This is a genomic window from Candidatus Filomicrobium marinum (assembly GCF_000981545.1).
GTDB lineage: Bacteria > Pseudomonadota > Alphaproteobacteria > Rhizobiales > Hyphomicrobiaceae > Filomicrobium > Filomicrobium insigne.
The window spans coordinates 516,023-533,883 of sequence record NZ_LN829119.1 but is presented as its reverse complement, the minus strand read 5'-3'; the positions used below and the strand labels follow the sequence as shown (position 1 = coordinate 533,883).

Here is a 17,861-nt window from a genome sequence, read left to right as displayed (position 1 = left end):
CAATAAATAGAATCCTATGGAGGAATTTGAGATGTGGCTTACCAAGGGACTGCACCTCGGGGTGGTTACGGCGCTAGCCCTGTCCTTTACGGTCTTATCTCCGGCAGTCAGAGCCGACGATGAGAACCTGTGGCCGAGCATTAAGAAGGAACTGTACGGCAGCGACCGTTCCATCTCTGAAGAAGACGGAACCGTCAAACTCGACGCGCCTTATCGGGCAGAAGACGCCGCCATCGTCCCTTTGACCATCACGATGCCGGCAACGATCGCGCCAGATGTGAAGTCGTTGACCCTTGTCATCGACAAGAACCCAGCTCCGGTCGTCGCGAGTTTCAAGTTTGGTGAAGGCGCAGGACTGGGAGAACGCAAGATCTCCACGCGCGTCCGCGTCGACATGTACTCGAATGTACGCGCCATCATCGAAACGCAGGATGGCAAACTTCACATGACGACGAAGTTCGTGAAGGCGGCAGGCGGTTGCTCGGCGCCAGCACTCAAAGACATGGATGCCGCACTCGCCAACATCGGCAAAATGAAGTTACGCAGCTTCAAGCCGGACGACACCACCAAGCTTGCCCGCGAAGCTCAGGTCATGGTGCGCCATCCCAACTACTCCGGAATGCAAATGAACCAGCTGACCGGACTCTATATTCCAGCCAAGTACCTCGACCACATGGTTGTACGTAAGGGCGACAAACTGATCTTCGAGATGGAGGGGGGGATTTCCCTGTCGGAAAACCCCAACATCCGCTTCACCTATGCAGCCAGCGCAGACGGGCCGTTGTCCGTCACCGCACGAGATACCGACGGCAAGGTTTTCACAACCCAGACAGAAGCAAAGGGCTCTTGATACGCCCCGACGTCAACATTAGTTACAAGAAAGCCGGCAGGATTTTTTTCCTGCCGGCTTTCTTGTTAAAACACCGGAATGATCAGGTGCGGTAGCGAGCGATTAGAAGCAACGCAACTCAGCTTCAACCTGCGCGCGCTTCATATTGTTCACCTTCTCGACCAGAGGCTTGTAGGACAGAAACATCGAGACGTTCTCGCCACCCTTCTGGCGAACCGACATCACCGTCTCCGCTTCCTCGTAGTCTTTGTAGGGAAGCAATTCCGCGATCGTGTCGATCGAGCACGAACACTTCATTAGGTTCTCTCGCGTCTGCCCGTTCACCTGCATGCAGGCAAACACGTAGTCTGCTCGCGTCGACGTCGGATAATCATTCTCAGGAAGAGAGACAGCCCCAACGTGGCTCGCCAAACCAATAGATACGAGGGCACACATCCCTGCGCCCACTAAAAGCTTGTGAAATTTAATCATTTTTCGACTCCCACTCCATCAAGCACTATTCGCTCATTGAGCTTCGGAGCGCCGGGTTGCGGACTTTCGAAATGAGACTTCAGCTCTACAAGGTAGCCGGGCACCTCGTCGCTCACAAAGACATCGAAACGCGCCTTCTCATAGCCCGACATTTTCTCTTTGCTCGGGTCGTTGGCGTACGGAGTCACCCAGACATGGTGACCGTCGACAGTCTTCCCATTGTATTGAAGCTTCGCAGGTTCGATTTTAGCTGTGGTCCGCAGCGCGAGGCGAAAGCGGTTCTTGAGATAGCCTTTGCTTCCACCACCCAAAAGGGCAAAGTTCGAAACAGCCCGATCTAAATAGAAAACCAGAACGGGGTTTGCCGTCATTCCCGACAAATGCCGGACATCACGGCCCCGGTCGCCCGAAAATATCTGCACGTCCACATCACGCTTACCATCCTCGCTGGCCTTCGCGACATCGACTTTAATTTCATCCGTGAAATTTGGCCCAAGCAGTTTGGGCGCCGACGCGTCTCGAGAGAAATTGTATTTCAACGTTTCTCCGGCAGAAACGAGATTGAGCTGAGGCGTGTCAAACAGGATGTCGCGAACGCCTTCTTTATCCTCGGCGGCGACCGCTTGCGACGGGGCAAAACCATTGGCAACGCCCAACATGAGCATCGCACCGGCAGCCGCACAAAGCACCGCACCGCGAACATACATGTGTCGTGTCGTCATTTGTCCTCCCGAGACATCTGCACCTTCGCCATATTTAAAGAAGGTTGCATCAATCGACTTTCACTGTTTTGCGAGGATCACATCGTCAATACAAGAAGTATTTGGTTCTGCGTAATTACAGTTAAAGCCCACATTAGCGCTTTAACGTAGAAACAGCCCAAAAGCGCGGGGGCCGTCATTGACCTCAACCGTTTTCGTTACCTCAAGCGTAACGGCATCGATACGCTCAAGCGTATTCGCTTCCCAGCAGGCAACATAAACGTGGCGGCCATCACGGTCCGTTGCGATGCCCTCGGGGTATTCTCCAACTGCAATCGTCTTGATGACCTTGAAGGATTGAAGATCAACAACGCTGACCGTTCCGCCATACTGGTCGGTAACAAAAGCGCGCCCCTTGGCAAGAGCAACATCGTAAGGACGCTGTCCGACAGGAACGGTAGCGATAACCTTACGCGACGTTAGATCAACGACGCTCAGATCGTTGCTTTTGACGTTGGCCGTATACGCACGTTCACCGGATGCGTCGATGGTAATCCCGAACGGCCGCTGTCCTACTTTGACGGCGGCAACTCTCTTGAGTGTCTGCGCATCGATGATTGACACTTCATCGCTGTCTCGGTCGGCACTGACGATATAACCGCCATCCGGTGTAACCGCGACCCCCGAAGGGGACTCCCCGGTTTCAACCGTACCGACCACATCAAAGGTTGCCGGATCAACGACCGTAAGTTGATGATCATACCAGTCCGCGACAATGATACGTCCATCGACGGGATGCACCGCAATGCCGAGCGGGCCATCTCCCAACTTCACGCGCCGTGTAACCGCACGCTTGTCCGCGTCGATCACGACGAGCTCTTTAGCTTCAGGGGTCGTAATATAAACCCACCGCCCATCCGGCGACATTGCTATGCCGGCAGGCTTACCGGAAACTTCGATCTCAGCGACACTCTTAAACGTCGCCAAGTCGACAACCGCAACTTTGTCAGCGACCTGAGCGGTAACGAAAGCCTCACGGCTTGCCTCAGCGGTCCCACCATCAGCGGCAGCCGCTTGGCCGAGCAAGCCCTGGGCGAGGATCAGCATCCCGCCCAGTGCGAGTGTCCCGACCAAGCCCGCGCACAACAGCCGCTGCGTCACAGAAAATCGCAGCAAAGCCGTCGCGTACCGGCAAACGCGGTGTTGTGTACGCTCAAACATATACTTGCAGCGCTTTAACCGCCCGCCTCAAGAAGCTTCTTCAGGTTGTCGAGACCACCCCGGTAGACCCCTTTTACTGCCTTGACCGCAGCCTCGTCGTTGAGCTCCGGCGGCGGGTCATTGTTCATGTAGCCACGATAGAACGCACCCTTCCACGTAACGACTGACTTCCCGCCATCTGCCTCTTCGACACTCAGCCAGGAAGAATAATTGTTCACCGGCAGAACCTTCACGTCGACGTCAGTGATTTGGTACTTGAGCGACTTCTTGTCGGCATCATAGTTCAGAAGGCTTTCATGGATGAGCCCGCCGCCGTCCAAAGTGAGTGTACGCTTTGCGCCCTCCGCGTTTCCGCCCTCGCCTTCGGTCTTTGTGACTGCCGGATGCCAGCTCATGTCCTGAAAGTTCCCGATGACGGCCCAAACTTTGTCCGCCGGCGCATTGATTTCTACGGTCTCGGTAACTTTCTGCCGCGTCGGGCCGTGGGCAGCCGCCGGAAGTGCAAGCACGGCGGGCGTCAGCGCCAGCAGCAAAGCAAGACATCGCAGCATTCGTATCCTCCGTTGTAATCACATCTGGAATTTAAACAAAATTAGCATTGTGCTTGATAACGCTGCGGGACATTAACGGCACTGAGAGTGCGGTGCAAACCCACCTGCGAACCCGGCCTCCAATTTAGTTGGCCGTTATTCCGTCCTGAGGTTGTGCTTCGGGAGTGACCGTGCTTTTGTCTGCGCCGATCCGCGTATAGAGATCGCCAATACCATGCTGACAAGACATGCTCCTTAACCTAGTGAGGGTGACAAGTCCGGCTTGGTGTGACTGTCAACATTGCTGACGGCGGGGGACTTGCGATCCCGGCCAACCTACGCCATGCCAAATCGTCAGAGGCTCTTAATGCGCAAACTAAGTCGATTTGAGGTAGTGCCTTGTCCGCGGTGAACTCGAAAGATTCGCAGCCCATGAACATTAACGGAATCGCCATCGACGATACGTTCGCCGAGGCCTTCGGCATGAGCGCCACCGGCATCATCATTACCGCCGATACAATGAAGTGGGCGCGCCAAGCAGCCATCACAATGACGGGCTTCGGCACGTCCGTCATCGGCTGCGGTGCAGAATGCGGCATCGATTATGAAGTCCCGGCCGAAGAAACACCGGACGGGCGCCCCGGCGTACGCGTTCTTGTCTTCGGCTTCGCGCCGGAAAGTATTGAGGGCCAGCTGAAGAACCGAGTCGGCCAATGCGTCCTGACGAGTCCGGGCTCCGCCTGCTTCAACGGCCTTGAGGCAGTGCGACGCATCCCGTTGAGTTCGGGACCACGATTCTTCGGCGATGGTTGGCAAACCGCGCGGAAACTTGGCGACCGCCGTTTCTGGCGCGTGCCGGTCATGGATGGCGAATTCATTATCGAAGATACGACAGGCGTCACGACGGACGCCGTCGGTGGCGGCAACCTACTCGTCATCGGTCGCGACCGGCCTGGCGTGCTCAGGACGTGCGAAGCAGCGATCGAAGCGATGAATGATGTCCGGGACGTCATCATGCCGTTTCCTGGCGGGATCGTCCGCTCCGGCTCCAAGGTCGGCTCCAAGTATAAAGGCGCTGTGGCCTCTACCAACGATGCGTTCTGTCCAACGCTCCGCGGCGCCACCAACTCACAACTTGGTCCAGAAGACCGTGCCGTCCTCGAAATCGTTATCGACGGACTAACATCTGAGTCTGTGGCCGAAGCGATGAAAGTCGGCCTGAAAGCGGTGCTCGAAACCGGCCCAGAAAACCAAGTTACCCGTGTCAGCGCCGGAAACTACGGCGGCAACCTTGGTCAACACCACTATCACCTGAAGGACTGTCTGCCATGAGTGCGCTGAAGCTTCAGCTGACCATATCGCCAACCGGCCGTCTGAATCTGTCCGGCATTACGCCAGCAAAACTCGCCGGACTCTCAGCTACGGAAGTGTCGCGGCTTCATATCGAGGCTGGCCCAGAGAAGCTAAGTCTTGGCGAATGCTTCAAAGTGGAAGGCGCAGGCACGGATACGCTTATCATCGAAGGCGCAACCCCGCGTTGCGACTTCATCGGCGCCGAAAACGAGGATGGCACCATCATCGTTGAAGGCGATGTCGGATTTTATGCCGGACGCCAGATGCGCGGCGGACGCCTTGAGATTCGCGGCAACGCAGGCGCATTTCTCGCTTCGAGCCTCGCTGATGGCCTCATCATCGTCAACGGTTCGGTGGGCGACAATCTCGGCGCACCGCTTCGCGGAGAACGCGACGGCATGAGCGGCGGTATTGTTGTTGTCAAAGGTCAGATAGGAAATTCGGCTGGAGCCCGCATGCGGCGCGGCACTATTGTCGCGTCAGGTAAGATCGGGAGTGCTGCGGGCGAACGCATGATGGGCGGCACAGTGTGGTCCGCATCAGGCTTTGGAACCGACGCGGGTGTTCAGATGCGTCGCGGCACATTGATCGCCCCAAGCGTTGATCAGATGCGACCAACGTTTGTTGATTGCGGCCTGCACGAACTTGGCATCCTCAACATTACGAACCGCTATCTGCGGGAAAAGCTGGGAGATCTGGCGCCTTCCCCGATCACTGGATCGGTTCGTCGTTTTGCAGGCGATATGGCCAGCATCGGACGCGGCGAAATTCTTTTGACGGCAAGCTGACGCAACGGGAGTGCATGCAGCTCCCGTCAACGCGCGATATCCCGCCTTCCGCGCGACGCAAGCGACAGCGGAGGGCGATGAGAATTCTCGATTCCGCTGATCTCAACGATGAATTTCTGCCGGATCGCACGGCCAAAATCCTCAAAGCCGTCAGCCGGGAGAATAAAGGACCCCGGCCCAGCTTTCACATTGTCACGATACCAGTCTTCCAACGTCACGGCTTCGCTGCCCTCCAGGATGGGCAAACCATTGATCGTCGTGCCGAAACTCGCGATCTCGTCTCGCACTGCCGTGACAGGCTCACGCGCATTACAATTATCTGCCCCATCCCCCGAGACATCGACCACCGTTCGCAGGGCATTCACGGGCACTTGCGGCAGGATTTTATCGTTGAGGAAGCGCAACATAGTTCCCAGACAAGTAAACTCGCCCGTGAAACGGGGAAGCTGACGGACCTTCTGCGCAACGGCCTTAGCGTCCTCCTCGCTGCCGATCCGCATCCAGGGCATGGCGACGTTGGGGCGATCAGACCAAGTCACCAACGTCACTAGGATGCTGCTACGGGGACCGTTGAGAATTGTGCGAATAACCCCGGCATCTTCGAGCGCGGCAGCAATACCTTCCATCTGGAGACGATAACGGTGATCGTCGACGGAATTGGAAACATCGACAGAAATGACAAGAGCAGTATCAACGCCATCCGCATACGGCTGCGCGTCCGCAGGACTTTTGACAATCCCTACCGATAGAATGACGGTAAAAAAAATGGCGACGACCCTCCGCAGAAGATGCCCCACAACGGATGGTATCGCCCCGGGCAATGACTGGTGTCTCACGGCGTTTCCTTTTTGACTGACTGGGCGCCTTTGACACCCTTCGCAGTTTGCAGCCCACGGACGCCCTCGAAATTTGCTTCCGTGAGATTAGCTCCAGTAAAATCAACTCCCGCTAGGTTTGCCCCGGTGAAATCCGCACCCGTTAGATCAGCACCATGAAAATCCGCATCGCGCGCGTCAACTCCGCGAAACTTTGCAAAGGCAAGGTTGGAGCCTGACAAGTTTACCCCTTTAAGAACTGCACCTGAAAAATCCGCTCCCGGCAGCTGGCTGCTCGCCTTGGTCGAGATCGTTCCACTGCGCAGGTCGAGCGGTGAAAAATCAGCTTCTGTCAAATCGGCGCTACGGAAATCCGCACCGTCCAGCCGCGCATGCACACGGAGACGCACTAAGCGTGCGCGCCTGAAACGTGCGACATCGTCAGTATCAAAAGTATCGTTCGCGAACGTCGTCGGACGCAATAGCGTCGCATCCGTCAAATTCGCATCTGAAAAATCCGTCCGGATAATCGTAGCACGATCAAGCCGCGTTTCAGATAGGTCGGCCCCCACAAGCTTGGCATCCGTAAGATCTGCACCATACAGATCAGCGCCGGTCAGGAGCGCAGCCTTGAAATCAAGATGCGAAAGATCAGTCAGCGTGAGGTTTCTATCTGAGAAATCAACCCGTTGGCCAGGCTTCGCCTCAAAGAGCTTCTGAGCCACCTGACGCGCGCTGAAATCAGCCGCGTGAACTCCCTCCTGCAAGCCAACAATCCCAGCGACAAGGAAGAAAATGGCGAGCAGCTGAAAGCCCCAACGGCCACCGAGAGCCAATAACGATCTCACATCGCCTCCGCATTACCGCTCCAGGACCCGACGTCTCCTCGACTCAACAGATCAAAAAAGCGGGAACCATGTCCACGCAACCAGATTAGCCTCTAACGATCTGCTTTTGAAACTGACATCCGCGTGCGGTACCCACACATAGCCAACCACAACGCGGTACGAGCCAGCTCCGCGCGAGGCAAGGAGGGATCCAACTGCCATGGCCGGCAACCAGTTCCTCGACGACGTCAACCGCCAATTTAACGAAGCCGCGCAGCACGTGCCTATGGAAGATGGCCTTGCGGAAAAAATTCGCGTCTGTAACGCGACCTATGTGACACGCTTCGGCGTTCGGCTTCGCGGCCGCATGGAAACCTTTATCGGCTGGCGCGCGGTTCACAGTACGCACGTCACCCCAGCCAAAGGCGGCATCCGTTATGCCCTCAGCGTCGATCAACAGGACGTGGAAGCCCTCGCCGCATTAATGACCTACAAATGCGCGCTCACGGGCCTCCCCTTCGGCGGCTCAAAGGGTGGTCTGCTCATCGATCCCAGCCAATGGGAACGCGAAGAACTGGAGAAGATCACGCGCCGCTTCACCCAAGAGCTTGTGCGCCACAACTTCCTAAGCCCCAGCCAAAATGTACCAGCGCCCGATGTCGGTACCAACGAGCTGACTATGGTTTGGATGGCCGATGAATACCGACGGTGGGCCCCAAACGACATAAACGCATTTGCTTGCGTTACGGGCAAACCTCTCGCCGCTGGCGGCATAGAAGGTCGGATAGAAGCAACGGGCCGCGGGGTTCAGTACGCCATACGCGCGTTCTTCCGAAGCCCTAGAGACGTTGCCTGGACAAAACTGACGCCGGAACTGCGCGACAAATCCATTATCATTCAAGGCTTGGGCAACGTGGGCTACCACGCCGCCAAATTTCTCAGCGAAGAAGACGGCTGCCGTATCATAGCGATCATCGAACGGGACGGCGCACTTCTCAACTCGCAGGGGCTACCCGTCGAAGCCGTGAAACAGCACATGGGGCAGACAGGCGGCGTCAAGGGCTTCCCCGGCGCGGAATATATCTCAGACGGCTCTCGGGCACTCGAACACGACTGCGACATTCTCATTCCCGCCGCCACGGAACGGGTAATTGACGAATACAACGCACTTCGCATCCAGGCAAAACTGATTGTTGAAGCCGCCAACGGCCCCGTCACCTTCGAGGCGGACAGCATTCTGAGAAACCGCGGCATCGTCATCCTGCCCGACCTTTTCGTGAATTCAGGGGGTGTAATCGTCAGTTACTTTGAATGGGTCAGAAATCTTACGCATATGCCCTTCGGCCTGATGGAACGACGCCACGACGAGGTTAGCAACCGCCTCTTGGCCAGTTCATTGGAAACAATGACAGGCGCCAAATTTCCAAGTGATATTGCCCGGCCATTCCTGGACGGAGCCCGGGAAATCGATCTGGTGCGCAGCGGGCTCGATGAGATAATGCAGTCCACCTATCGACAGCTTTCCGATCTTTGCCATTCAGGGAAAGATGTCTGCGACATGCGCCGTGCCGCCTATATCATCGCGACAAAGCACACCGCCGAAGCCTACCGGGCCATTGGCATCTAAGCTTGGCAATCACTTCAAAGTTGCATCGCCTGACATTAGCTGTATGGCGCCAGCCTCTCCCAGCACATCCACCTTGCCGAGCGGCCCCCAAGGTGGGACAATTACATCGATAAGTTCGAAGAAACTGTGAGGCCGCTCGCGTCGATGTCCACCAAATCCGCCAAACGCCGCCCCGCCGCCGAACAAGATAAGATGCTGCTTGAGGCTTTGCGTGAAGCACCCGGCCCCGTGAGCGCGTATGACATCATCGAAATGTTGCGCCCCGAAGCCGTTCTCGCACCACAAACCGTATACCGATCGCTAGAGCGCTTGATCGATGAAGGCCGAGCCCATCGCTTGGAAAGCCTGAACGCCTACGTCTCGTGCAGCCACCCTGAGCACCATGAAGCAACTGCGTTTGCGATCTGTCAAAACTGCCGTCAGGTCATTGAGTTCGATGACGCGGGCGTAACCGCGCAATTGAAAAGCTGGGCCAGAAAGAACGGCTTTGACATATCGCAAATGACGCTTGAACTACGGGGAACCTGCGCAGCCTGCCGTACAGCAAACGTGGGCTGATTTTTCAATCATCTATCCTTTGAATCTGCTATCGGCGTACGGCGGGCGCCTCAACCGGCACGTCCTCAGCCCGTTTGGCAAGATAAAGCTCGAGGCTCAGATATTCCGGCGATCCAGAATCGAATTGTCGCGCGCGCACACCCAATGAACAGGCCCGGAGCCGTCGGTGAAGTGAGCCAAGTGTCTGCCACTCCAATCGATAGGCCGGCCAACCGCTGCCCACACCATCACTGATTGTATCGCCCCGCAATCGCCGTCCGGCATTCGCCTCGTGACATTGGGCACAGGACAAGTTGAGCTGCCCGACCCGCGTGTAGAAACGCTTGCGCCCAGCCTCGTAAAAAGGTGCGGCGGGGCCATCAATATGAACCTTCACCCGCTCGCCCCGTGATTGATGCGCGACGTAAGCCGTCAACGCCAGAAGCTCGTCTGTTTCATAGGCCAACGCCGCCGCACCCTGATGGCGCGTACGACAGGTATTGATGCGTTTTTCCAAATTGAAGAGCTCGCCGCTCTCGGCATCGACAGCCGGATACCGCGCGGCAACGCCCTTCATCGTTACGTCCGCAGCATCATGACAGGACGCGCAGGATTTTTGCGCGCGACCGACCGGTTGCCTCCACAAGCTCTCGCCATCGCTGACCCAGAGCATTCCTGGATTTGCAATGTCATCCGCCTGAAGAGCCAGCAGATTTTTCGACATATAGAAGCTGCCCGGCCGCACCGGCCGATCAGCAGCCAGCACCGGCAGCAGGACCCCCATGAGACCAGCCACCCCGCAGAACCCGGACACAAGGAAGCGGGAACACTGCATTACGTCACCGTCAGCATCCGGCTCTCACGGAAAATCTGTCCCGTATCGTCCCTCCAGGTAAACACCAATTCGCCCGTTTCGATCGCGACCGTCGAGAAACCAATGAAGGGGTTGGCAGCCACACCAGGCTGCAATTTCCATCGCATCACTTCGACGCCACCGTAAGTGACGGTCATATCCGTCACGATGTTTCGCGGGATCTTCTTGCCCACATTATCAACGCGATAGCCGGTCTCCATTGGATGGCGCAGGATCGCCTTGATATCGACGATCTCGCCCTTCTTTGCCTCGTCGGGCATGGAAATGCGAACTGGTGCGCGTGCCATAGGCGTTCCTCAACCACCATCAATGCAAGCCGCGATCGTAACGATCACCTTCTTGCTGTCTTTCCAAAAACTGCCATCACTCATCTCCGCCACTGCCGCCACCACCTGCGATCCCGCAAGGCGTATACTCGTCGAGACTTTCGGACGTCCCGCGCGGGGACCAAGATGGAAACTGCTGATCAAAGCAATTGGATTTCTCGGTGACAGAATATGGATTGCCCGCACATGATCTGCTTCCGTCATCGGGCTATCAACGGCGACGGTCGTGTAAACGGACAGACCATTTTCCGCGATGCCCGGGATCGTCAAAGTCACCCGCCCCGCTTTGACCTCCGCCCCGTTCGTCAGAGACTGAAGCGCCTCGTCGAATAAAACCTCCGTCGCCCCAACCGGCAAAGGCGCGATTGCCAAACTGACGAGCCCCGCGCCACCTCCGATCAGCAGATGTCTACGCGTCGTCATTGTTGTCCCTTAAGGCTCACGAGGTACGCGGTCACGTCTTCAATTTCCTGCGCTTCCAGTGCGGGCTTACCCTGATACTCCGGAGCTACTTCGCGCAATCCATCCACCTTATAGTAGGCAGGCATCAAGCTCTTTGGATTGAGCCGCAGCGGATCAATCAAACGCAACCGTATCTGCCCCTCGCTCAATCTCTTTCCGACGTCTCCCAGGGCAGGTCCGAGATCGCCTTGGAATGGTTCATTCGCAACTGGAAACGTATGACAAATCAGACAGTTTCCACGCCTGCGATCAAACACGATTACCTTTCCGCGTTGCCGATCGCCAACGCGCCCGCCCAGCGCCATAGGCACCGCATCACCCACAATCTCATAAGAGACGACCTCATGACCAAAAACCGGCGTAGCGGCCACAAGCGCAGCCGCCAGCCATAGGCTTGTCAGACGAGACTTCACCACCGCACACGGCCTAAGCCTTCGCAAGGCTATGATGCTTTAGCGGCAGCGTGCGAATCCGTTTTCCGGTTGCCGCAAAGATCGCATTGAGGACCGCTGGTGCGGCAACGGCGATCGTCGGTTCGCCCACGCCCCCCCAGAACCCGCCCGAAGGCATCACGACGGTTTCAACCTCCGGCATCTCGGAAATCGTCATCACTCGATAGGTATCAAAGTTCTGCTGCTCTACGCGCCCGCCCTTCACCGTGCATTCGCCGTAGAGCATGGCTGACAGACCGTAGACGAACGAACCTTCCACCTGTGCCTCAATCTGCTGCGGATTAACGGCATGGCCGCTATCCGTCGCCGCCACAATCCGATGGATCTTGACCTTGCCATCATCGCTGACCGAGACCTCAGCGCACGCAGCAATATGGCTGGCAAACGCCGTGCACTGGGCAAGACCGCGGTACACACCTTCCGGAGCCGGCTTACCCCAGCCCGCGCCTTCGGCCGCTGCTTTTAGAACAGCCGCGTTCTTGGGATAATCACCCATCAGTTTGAGCCGGAATTCTAGCGGGTCTTGGCCTGTCGCGTGCGCCACCTCATCCAGGAAACATTCCATATAAATGGCGTTCTGATTGGCATTGACCCCTCGCCAGAAACCCGGCGGAACGGGCGGATTGCGCATCGCGTGATCGACCAGCAAGTTCGGGAATGAATAGCTGATCGAATGCTCCCCACCTGGCAGCAGCGTCTGGAACGTCACCATATCGGCACCGTTCTTCATGCGTTGCGGCATCACGCTGGCCAAAATCGACTGGCCGGCGATCCGCACTCTCAATCCCGTGACGTCGCCATTCTCATCAAGCGCGGCCGTCAATTTGCACTGGGTGTAAGGATGATACATGCCATGCGCCATGTCCTCCTCACGCGTCCAGATCAGCTTGACCGGCGTACCCGGAAACTCCATGGCTATCATCACGGCCTGCCGGACGTAGTCATGAAACGCACCACGGCGACCAAACCCGCCGCCAAGGTGGATCTTATAAACGTCGCACTGCGCAGGCGAGAGCCCCGCAGCTTCCGCACATGCCGCGAGCGCAGCTTCACCGTTCTGCGTCGGACACCAGACTTCGCAACGCTCCTCTGTCCACTTGGCAGTAGCGTTCATAGGCTCCATCGTCGCATGGTGCTGAAACGGATACGTATAAGTCGCTTCAACTGTCTTGGCGGCTCCTTTGAGAGCCCCGTCAATGTCGCCGGCTTCGTTGCCGACAAAGGCATCCTTCGCATCAAGGCCCTCGGCAACGAACTCACGGATCGTCTCGCTGGTGACGCCTTTATTTTCACCCTCATCCCAGACAATGGGCAGGGCCTGCAGGGCGGAATTTGCCTGCCACCACGTCTCGGCAACAACGGCCACGGCATCCTCGCCCACCGCGACGACACCCCTCACACCCGGCATCGATTTAACTTTGCTGTCGTCAAAGGAAGCAAGCTTGCCGCCAAATACCGGGCAAGCCTTGATGCTCGCGTTCAACATACCAGGCAGCTTCAGATCAACGCCGTAAATCTGTTTCCCGGTGAGCTTGTCCGCGGTATCGAGGCGCTTCACGGGCTTACCCGCCAGCTTCCAGTCTTTCGGATCTTTGAGCTGAACTTCTTTCGGAGGTTCAAGCTTTGATGCTGCCACGGCGACCTTGCCGTAAGTGGTTGAACGGTTTGAGGCCTTGTGCGTGATCACGCTGTTGACCGCTGTGCAGTCGCTCGCGGAAACACCCCAGTCCTTGGCGGCCGCGGCGATCAGCATTTCACGCGCCGCCGCGCCACCTTGGCGGACGTAGTCATGGGACTCGCGGATACCGCGGCTGCCCCCCGTTGAGAAACTTTGCCAGATACGGCCCCGCTCAAGATTTGTCGCCGGACTTGGATATTCCGTCGTCACCTTCGACCAGTCGCACTCAAGCTCTTCGGCAACCAGCTGAGCCAAACCCGTCAACGTGCCTTGGCCCATTTCCGAACGCGCAATACGAATAATCACTTGGTCGTCCGGCTTGACCACAACCCAGGCGTTGATCTCGTCGATCGCTGCCTTCGCCTCAGCCGCCTCCCGTCCAAACGGAATCGAAAAGCCCAGTGTCAGGCCTGCGACAGCACCCGCGCCAGCAACGAAGCCGCGCCGCGTAATATCGAGAGATACGGTCATCGTCGCGCTCCTTAGGCTTTGGCTGCTGCAGCAAGATGAATGCCTTTGCGAACGCGCCTATAGGTGCCGCACCGGCAGATGTTCGTTATCTCAGCATCGATTTCTTCATCTGATGGTTTGGGGTTTTTCTCGAGGAGAGCCGCAACGGCCATGATCATGCCAGCCTGGCAATACCCACACTGCGGAACGTCGAGTTGTAGCCAAGCTTGTTGGACAGGATGTGATCCATCTGCCGAAAGCCCCTCGATCGTCACAATCGTGTCGCTCTCAGAAATGCTCTCCAACGGTAGCACGCAGGAACGCTGCGCCTCACCATTGATATGCACCGTGCAAGCCCCGCATTGCGCTATGCCGCAGCCGAATTTGGTGCCGGTCAACCCCAACTGTTCACGCAGAACCCACAAGAGAGGTGTCGCGGGGTCCGCCGCGACGTCCAAAACACTGCCGTTGACATTGATCTTTGCCATATCGTTTTTTCCCTTCGAAGGGCATCGCGATACGCGGCCATCAACCTCTAAGCAGCCCCAGAGATTTTGCCTCCGCACATCGGCAACCAATGCGACGCCATTGTCTGATAGGCGCAAAGCGCCGGTGGCTTGCTCGCAATAATGCAGCGATGGCGAAGCTGCGCAATCGTCAGGGCGCGACCATCGCAAACCTGTGATGATAAAGGATGAAATTGTTATCCGCAGAGCACAATATAAGACCGGCACGCGCTCGGATATTCCGAGTTCAGATATGCTCGGTTGTGAAATTTTCCGAGATTGCGCCCGGGGTCAAGCAGGCCTTTCGGTGCCTTCTGCAAGCCTCTCTCGAAGGCTCTCAACAGCTCCAATCAGCTGACGGCTGTTAAACGGCTTAGACACCAGCAAGGCCTCCTGAAATCCGGCAGGCAGACCCTCACGGCCATACCCTGATACAAACGCGAACGGGATACCGCGCGCTTTCAAGGTTTGAGCCAACTCATCAACACGCGTCCCCGCAAGATTTGCGTCCATGAGCGCAATGTCAAAAGTCTCATTTTGAATCAGCCGCATAGCCTGTTCGGCATTGGCTGCCGGACCCAAGACAGAACAACCAGCCTCCTTGAGGCAGTCTTCAATATCGATCGCTACGAGCGGCTCGTCTTCCACCACCAGAACACGCGTTCCGGCCATGTCACTTACCTCACTCTGTCCGACGGCAACCGCCGCGATACTTCTGCTGAAACCATTATCAATTTCCACGTCCTTCCTAGCCGGAACCGATAAACCTGTCAGGGGTAGGCTTATCCTGCAACCGAAGCCTTCGGCTTCGAACCGCAATTCGGCCATGCCGCCATAAGCAGCCAGACCACTTTCAATAAGTGTGGATCCAAATCCCCGAGTAGCCGGCGTAACGACTGGCGGGCCACCGGACTCCTGCCAATCTAGAATGAGTATCGGACTAGCGTCGCCGTCAACACGCCATGTCAGATCCAGACGGCCTTCTGACACCGATAATGCACCGTATCTGCGCGCATTAGCAGCTAATTCATGGAGAAGAAGAGCCAGATGCAAAGCCGGCTGCGCCGCCAGCGTCACGCTTGGACCGGAGGTGTCCACGCGCGCTCTGTCGGCTTCATGCAGGATCACCTGACCACCTATCAGCCGACCCAACTCCGCTCCCCGCCACGTTTCCTGCGTTAGAATCGTATGCGTGTTCGCGAGCGACTGAACTCTACCGCTGAATTTTTCCACGAAATCCGCAGGAGACGTCGCGCTTTTAAATGATTGCCCCGCAATCGATTGCACCGTGGCCAAAGTGTTCTTCACGCGGTGATTGAGCTCATCGATTAGAAAACTCTGAGCTTCTTGAGCCTTTTTTCTCTCAGTAATATCGACGAGCACGTTCACGCCACCCGTCAAACGTCCGACAGCATCAAAAATCGGCGTCGTATACGCGAGAATAGGCACCTGCTCGCCATCAGGCCTCTCGATAATCACCTCAGCCTCCGTCAATGGCCGCTTCTCATGAAGCGCCACAGCCATTGGGTATTCGTCATGCGACATGGCGGAGCCGTCGGGACTAAAAAGCTTCGATGAGCAGCACCATTGATCTTCGCCCAATCGCGGCTCACGTCCGACCATCTGAACGGAAGCCTTATTATAAAATGTCAGCTTGCCATCTGTGTCGGTCGTATAAACTGCCGCCGGAAGCGCATCGAACACAGCGTGTAATTTCTTCTCGCTAAGCTCAACTCGCTCCAAGGCACGCTTAAGTTCGCTAATATCCTGAAAGCTGTTGATCGCACCTTCGAGATTGCCGTCGTCGTCAAACACGGGCTCGATATTGGCGAGAACCGTAATCCTCGTACCGTCCGGCCGCTCTATCTCGACGGTCTTATCTCTGACGCCGACCCCCGTACGCAGAACCTCCGCCATCGGCGTGTCCTCAGGCGTCATACGGCTACCATCCTCGGTACGGAAGAGCCGGTAGGAGCCGGAGAACCGTTCAGAAGGATCTTTTAATGCGGGCTTGCGCCCCCACAACCGAGCCGCGTGAGCGTTAAACTGCAGAACGCAGCCATCTTTGTCACAGACATAAATACCGATAGGTAGCAGATCCAGCCAAGAACCTGCCGCGAACATTTCCAACACGGAAGTTCGCCATCTCGTCCGGTCCGCCGTCTTCATCGATTTTGCAGATCCCGAGCCCATTACCTAGCGCACACCCCCAATTCGACATGGCATAATGCACACGATGCACCAATGGTTCCACCAGGGGCAAAAATAACTGGTCAGGTTGTCTCAGAAATTGAACAAACCCTTTAACTACGCCCCAAAAAAGTCAAACCGCCTCCGTTTGACACACGATTAGGCCGCGTATCAATTTCGAAAGGTCAGAGACGAGGCTTGGAGCACATGCATCAGCATGGGCAGCAGAAACGAGAAGGTAATTCATGAGGTGTGAACGAGCAGCAGCACGGGTCCTCGCACCTCTTATCCTTATTGTGTGTGCTGTGTCCGGCGGTGGTTTCGCAAACGCTGAAAGGAAATCGGTTCCGCCGGAGGCGACGGCCACCGGCCAAGACTCGATGCCGAATGCCTATTTGCTCAATCTGCTGATCCGAACAACGCTCATTGCGCTCAATCAAGCGAATCAAACCGGCAATTACTCGGTCCTACGGGACCTCGCGGCACCCTCATTCCAGCGCGCAAATACCTCAGCCCAGCTTGCCGAAATTTTTGCGGCATTGCGCAAACGCAATCTCGACCTGTCACCAATCCTATTCTTGGAACCCAAGCTAATCCGGCAGCCCAAAATCGACGAAGCTGGAATGCTGCGGCTCTCGGGATTTATGCCCTCCGAACCAGAACGTGTGCTCTTTGATATGCTTTTTCAGCGGCTCGACAACCGTTGGCAGCTCTTCGGGATATCCGTAGACGTTCGGCCACCGGACGCACCCAAGGCTGCAGATGCCGTAGCCGCACCGCCGCAAGGCAAGACATCGCCGCCCCCCAAAAACATCAAGAATCCCAAAGAGAAAAAATAGCTCGCAGTTGATTGGCAATCCCCTGAACCACCGCTGGACTGGCTCCAACAACGCGTTCATTCTCGCATCAAAACTTTACATCATTGCGTTGCCCGCAAAACACACATCAACATCAGACATGACAACACTCCCACTTTCCTCTTGCTGGAAATAGGGGTTTTGGCTGTAGTGCGCACATGTCTGCGGAGGGTAATCGCGTGTTTAAAATCGACAGACGTTATTTATTTTCGACGCTGAAGAATAATTCGGAAAAACGGGATTTAAAGACTTCCCGAAAGAAGGCGTCAGACAAGTGAAGCAACATTGCTTCCTTCTTCTTATTTTCAGATGTAACGAGCAAATGCTCGGTATTGTCTAGGTACGT

General features: G+C 56.4%; 19 protein-coding genes. 6 read left to right on the top strand and 13 right to left on the bottom strand.

Annotation, left to right across the window (positions count from 1 at the left end):
- Window positions 1–31 precede the first annotated feature (31 nt).
- Window positions 32–850 carry a quinoprotein dehydrogenase-associated SoxYZ-like carrier gene (locus YBN1229_RS02590; protein ID WP_052743633.1) on the top strand — a complete coding sequence of 273 codons (819 nt, stop codon included), beginning with the start codon at window positions 32–34 and terminating at the stop codon, window positions 848–850.
- Between the two features lie 102 nt (window positions 851–952).
- On the opposite strand, the gene YBN1229_RS02585 is transcribed toward YBN1229_RS02590, so the two are convergent.
- The 4 genes from YBN1229_RS02585 to YBN1229_RS02570 all read right to left on the bottom strand — a co-directional run bounded on the left by YBN1229_RS02585 (window position 953) and on the right by YBN1229_RS02570 (window position 3,794).
- Window positions 953–1,321 carry a hypothetical protein gene (locus tag YBN1229_RS02585; protein ID WP_244464988.1) on the bottom strand — a complete coding sequence of 123 codons (369 nt, stop codon included), beginning with the start codon at window positions 1,319–1,321 and terminating at the stop codon, window positions 953–955.
- The gene (locus YBN1229_RS02580; RefSeq protein ID WP_152024938.1) at window positions 1,318–2,043 is read right to left on the bottom strand and encodes a hypothetical protein; all 726 of its coding nucleotides are present in this window, start codon (window positions 2,041–2,043) and stop codon (window positions 1,318–1,320) included. The genes YBN1229_RS02585 and YBN1229_RS02580 overlap by 4 nt, the downstream gene beginning before the upstream one ends.
- A gap of 141 nt (window positions 2,044–2,184) precedes the next feature.
- Complete coding sequence (locus YBN1229_RS02575; RefSeq protein WP_052744088.1) at window positions 2,185–3,129, bottom strand: cytochrome D1 domain-containing protein; 945 nt, start codon at window positions 3,127–3,129, stop codon at window positions 2,185–2,187.
- A 128-nt stretch (window positions 3,130–3,257) separates the two neighbouring features.
- The gene (locus YBN1229_RS02570; RefSeq protein ID WP_046476402.1) at window positions 3,258–3,794 is read right to left on the bottom strand and encodes an SRPBCC family protein; all 537 of its coding nucleotides are present in this window, start codon (window positions 3,792–3,794) and stop codon (window positions 3,258–3,260) included.
- A 411-nt stretch (window positions 3,795–4,205) separates the two neighbouring features.
- On the opposite strand from YBN1229_RS02570, the gene fhcD reads away from it, so the two are divergent.
- Window positions 4,206–5,105, top strand: coding sequence for a formylmethanofuran--tetrahydromethanopterin N-formyltransferase (fhcD, locus tag YBN1229_RS02565; RefSeq protein WP_046476398.1), 900 nt, complete (start codon window positions 4,206–4,208; stop codon window positions 5,103–5,105).
- Window positions 5,102–5,914: a formylmethanofuran dehydrogenase subunit C gene (locus YBN1229_RS02560; RefSeq protein ID WP_046476394.1), complete on the top strand. Its 813-nt coding sequence runs from the start codon at window positions 5,102–5,104 to the stop codon at window positions 5,912–5,914. Before fhcD ends, YBN1229_RS02560 begins: the two co-directional genes overlap by 4 nt.
- Before the next feature lie 26 nt (window positions 5,915–5,940).
- Here the strand turns inward: YBN1229_RS02560 and YBN1229_RS02555 are convergent, their stop codons facing one another.
- The gene (locus tag YBN1229_RS02555) at window positions 5,941–6,750 is read right to left on the bottom strand and encodes a DUF1194 domain-containing protein (RefSeq protein ID WP_244464986.1); all 810 of its coding nucleotides are present in this window, start codon (window positions 6,748–6,750) and stop codon (window positions 5,941–5,943) included.
- Window positions 6,747–7,577, bottom strand: coding sequence for a pentapeptide repeat-containing protein (locus tag YBN1229_RS02550; protein WP_082100982.1), 831 nt, complete (start codon window positions 7,575–7,577; stop codon window positions 6,747–6,749). The genes YBN1229_RS02555 and YBN1229_RS02550 overlap by 4 nt, the downstream gene beginning before the upstream one ends.
- Before the next feature lie 199 nt (window positions 7,578–7,776).
- On the opposite strand from YBN1229_RS02550, the gene YBN1229_RS02545 reads away from it, so the two are divergent.
- Entirely contained in the window at window positions 7,777–9,183 is a 1,407-nt protein-coding gene (locus YBN1229_RS02545) for a Glu/Leu/Phe/Val family dehydrogenase (RefSeq protein ID WP_046476392.1), read from the top strand.
- Between the two features lie 144 nt (window positions 9,184–9,327).
- Window positions 9,328–9,741, top strand: coding sequence for a Fur family transcriptional regulator (locus tag YBN1229_RS02540; protein WP_046476389.1), 414 nt, complete (start codon window positions 9,328–9,330; stop codon window positions 9,739–9,741).
- A 28-nt stretch (window positions 9,742–9,769) separates the two neighbouring features.
- Here the strand turns inward: YBN1229_RS02540 and soxA are convergent, their stop codons facing one another.
- From soxA to YBN1229_RS02505, 7 genes are all read right to left on the bottom strand, one after another.
- Window positions 9,770–10,504, bottom strand: a complete 735-nt coding sequence (gene soxA, locus YBN1229_RS02535) for a sulfur oxidation c-type cytochrome SoxA (RefSeq protein WP_046479844.1) — start codon at window positions 10,502–10,504, stop codon at window positions 9,770–9,772.
- Between the two features lie 50 nt (window positions 10,505–10,554).
- The gene (soxZ, locus tag YBN1229_RS02530) at window positions 10,555–10,881 is read right to left on the bottom strand and encodes a thiosulfate oxidation carrier complex protein SoxZ (RefSeq protein ID WP_046476387.1); all 327 of its coding nucleotides are present in this window, start codon (window positions 10,879–10,881) and stop codon (window positions 10,555–10,557) included.
- Between the two features lie 9 nt (window positions 10,882–10,890).
- Window positions 10,891–11,343: a thiosulfate oxidation carrier protein SoxY gene (locus YBN1229_RS02525; RefSeq protein ID WP_046476386.1), complete on the bottom strand. Its 453-nt coding sequence runs from the start codon at window positions 11,341–11,343 to the stop codon at window positions 10,891–10,893.
- Window positions 11,340–11,798 carry a sulfur oxidation c-type cytochrome SoxX gene (gene soxX, locus YBN1229_RS02520; RefSeq protein WP_244464985.1) on the bottom strand — a complete coding sequence of 153 codons (459 nt, stop codon included), beginning with the start codon at window positions 11,796–11,798 and terminating at the stop codon, window positions 11,340–11,342. Before soxX ends, YBN1229_RS02525 begins: the two co-directional genes overlap by 4 nt.
- Window positions 11,799–11,808: 10 nt before the next feature.
- Window positions 11,809–13,983, bottom strand: coding sequence for a xanthine dehydrogenase family protein molybdopterin-binding subunit (locus tag YBN1229_RS02515; protein ID WP_046476383.1), 2,175 nt, complete (start codon window positions 13,981–13,983; stop codon window positions 11,809–11,811).
- 11 nt (window positions 13,984–13,994) lie between these two features.
- The gene (locus YBN1229_RS02510) at window positions 13,995–14,450 is read right to left on the bottom strand and encodes a (2Fe-2S)-binding protein (protein WP_046476382.1); all 456 of its coding nucleotides are present in this window, start codon (window positions 14,448–14,450) and stop codon (window positions 13,995–13,997) included.
- Window positions 14,451–14,759: 309 nt separating this feature from the next.
- Window positions 14,760–16,637, bottom strand: a complete 1,878-nt coding sequence (locus YBN1229_RS02505; protein ID WP_160298675.1) for an HWE histidine kinase domain-containing protein — start codon at window positions 16,635–16,637, stop codon at window positions 14,760–14,762.
- Window positions 16,638–16,903: 266 nt separating this feature from the next.
- Between YBN1229_RS02505 and YBN1229_RS02500 the strand changes: the two genes are divergently transcribed.
- A complete protein-coding gene (locus YBN1229_RS02500; protein ID WP_046476380.1) occupies window positions 16,904–17,497 on the top strand; it encodes a hypothetical protein in 594 nt (197 codons plus the stop codon).
- Window positions 17,498–17,861 lie beyond the last annotated feature (364 nt).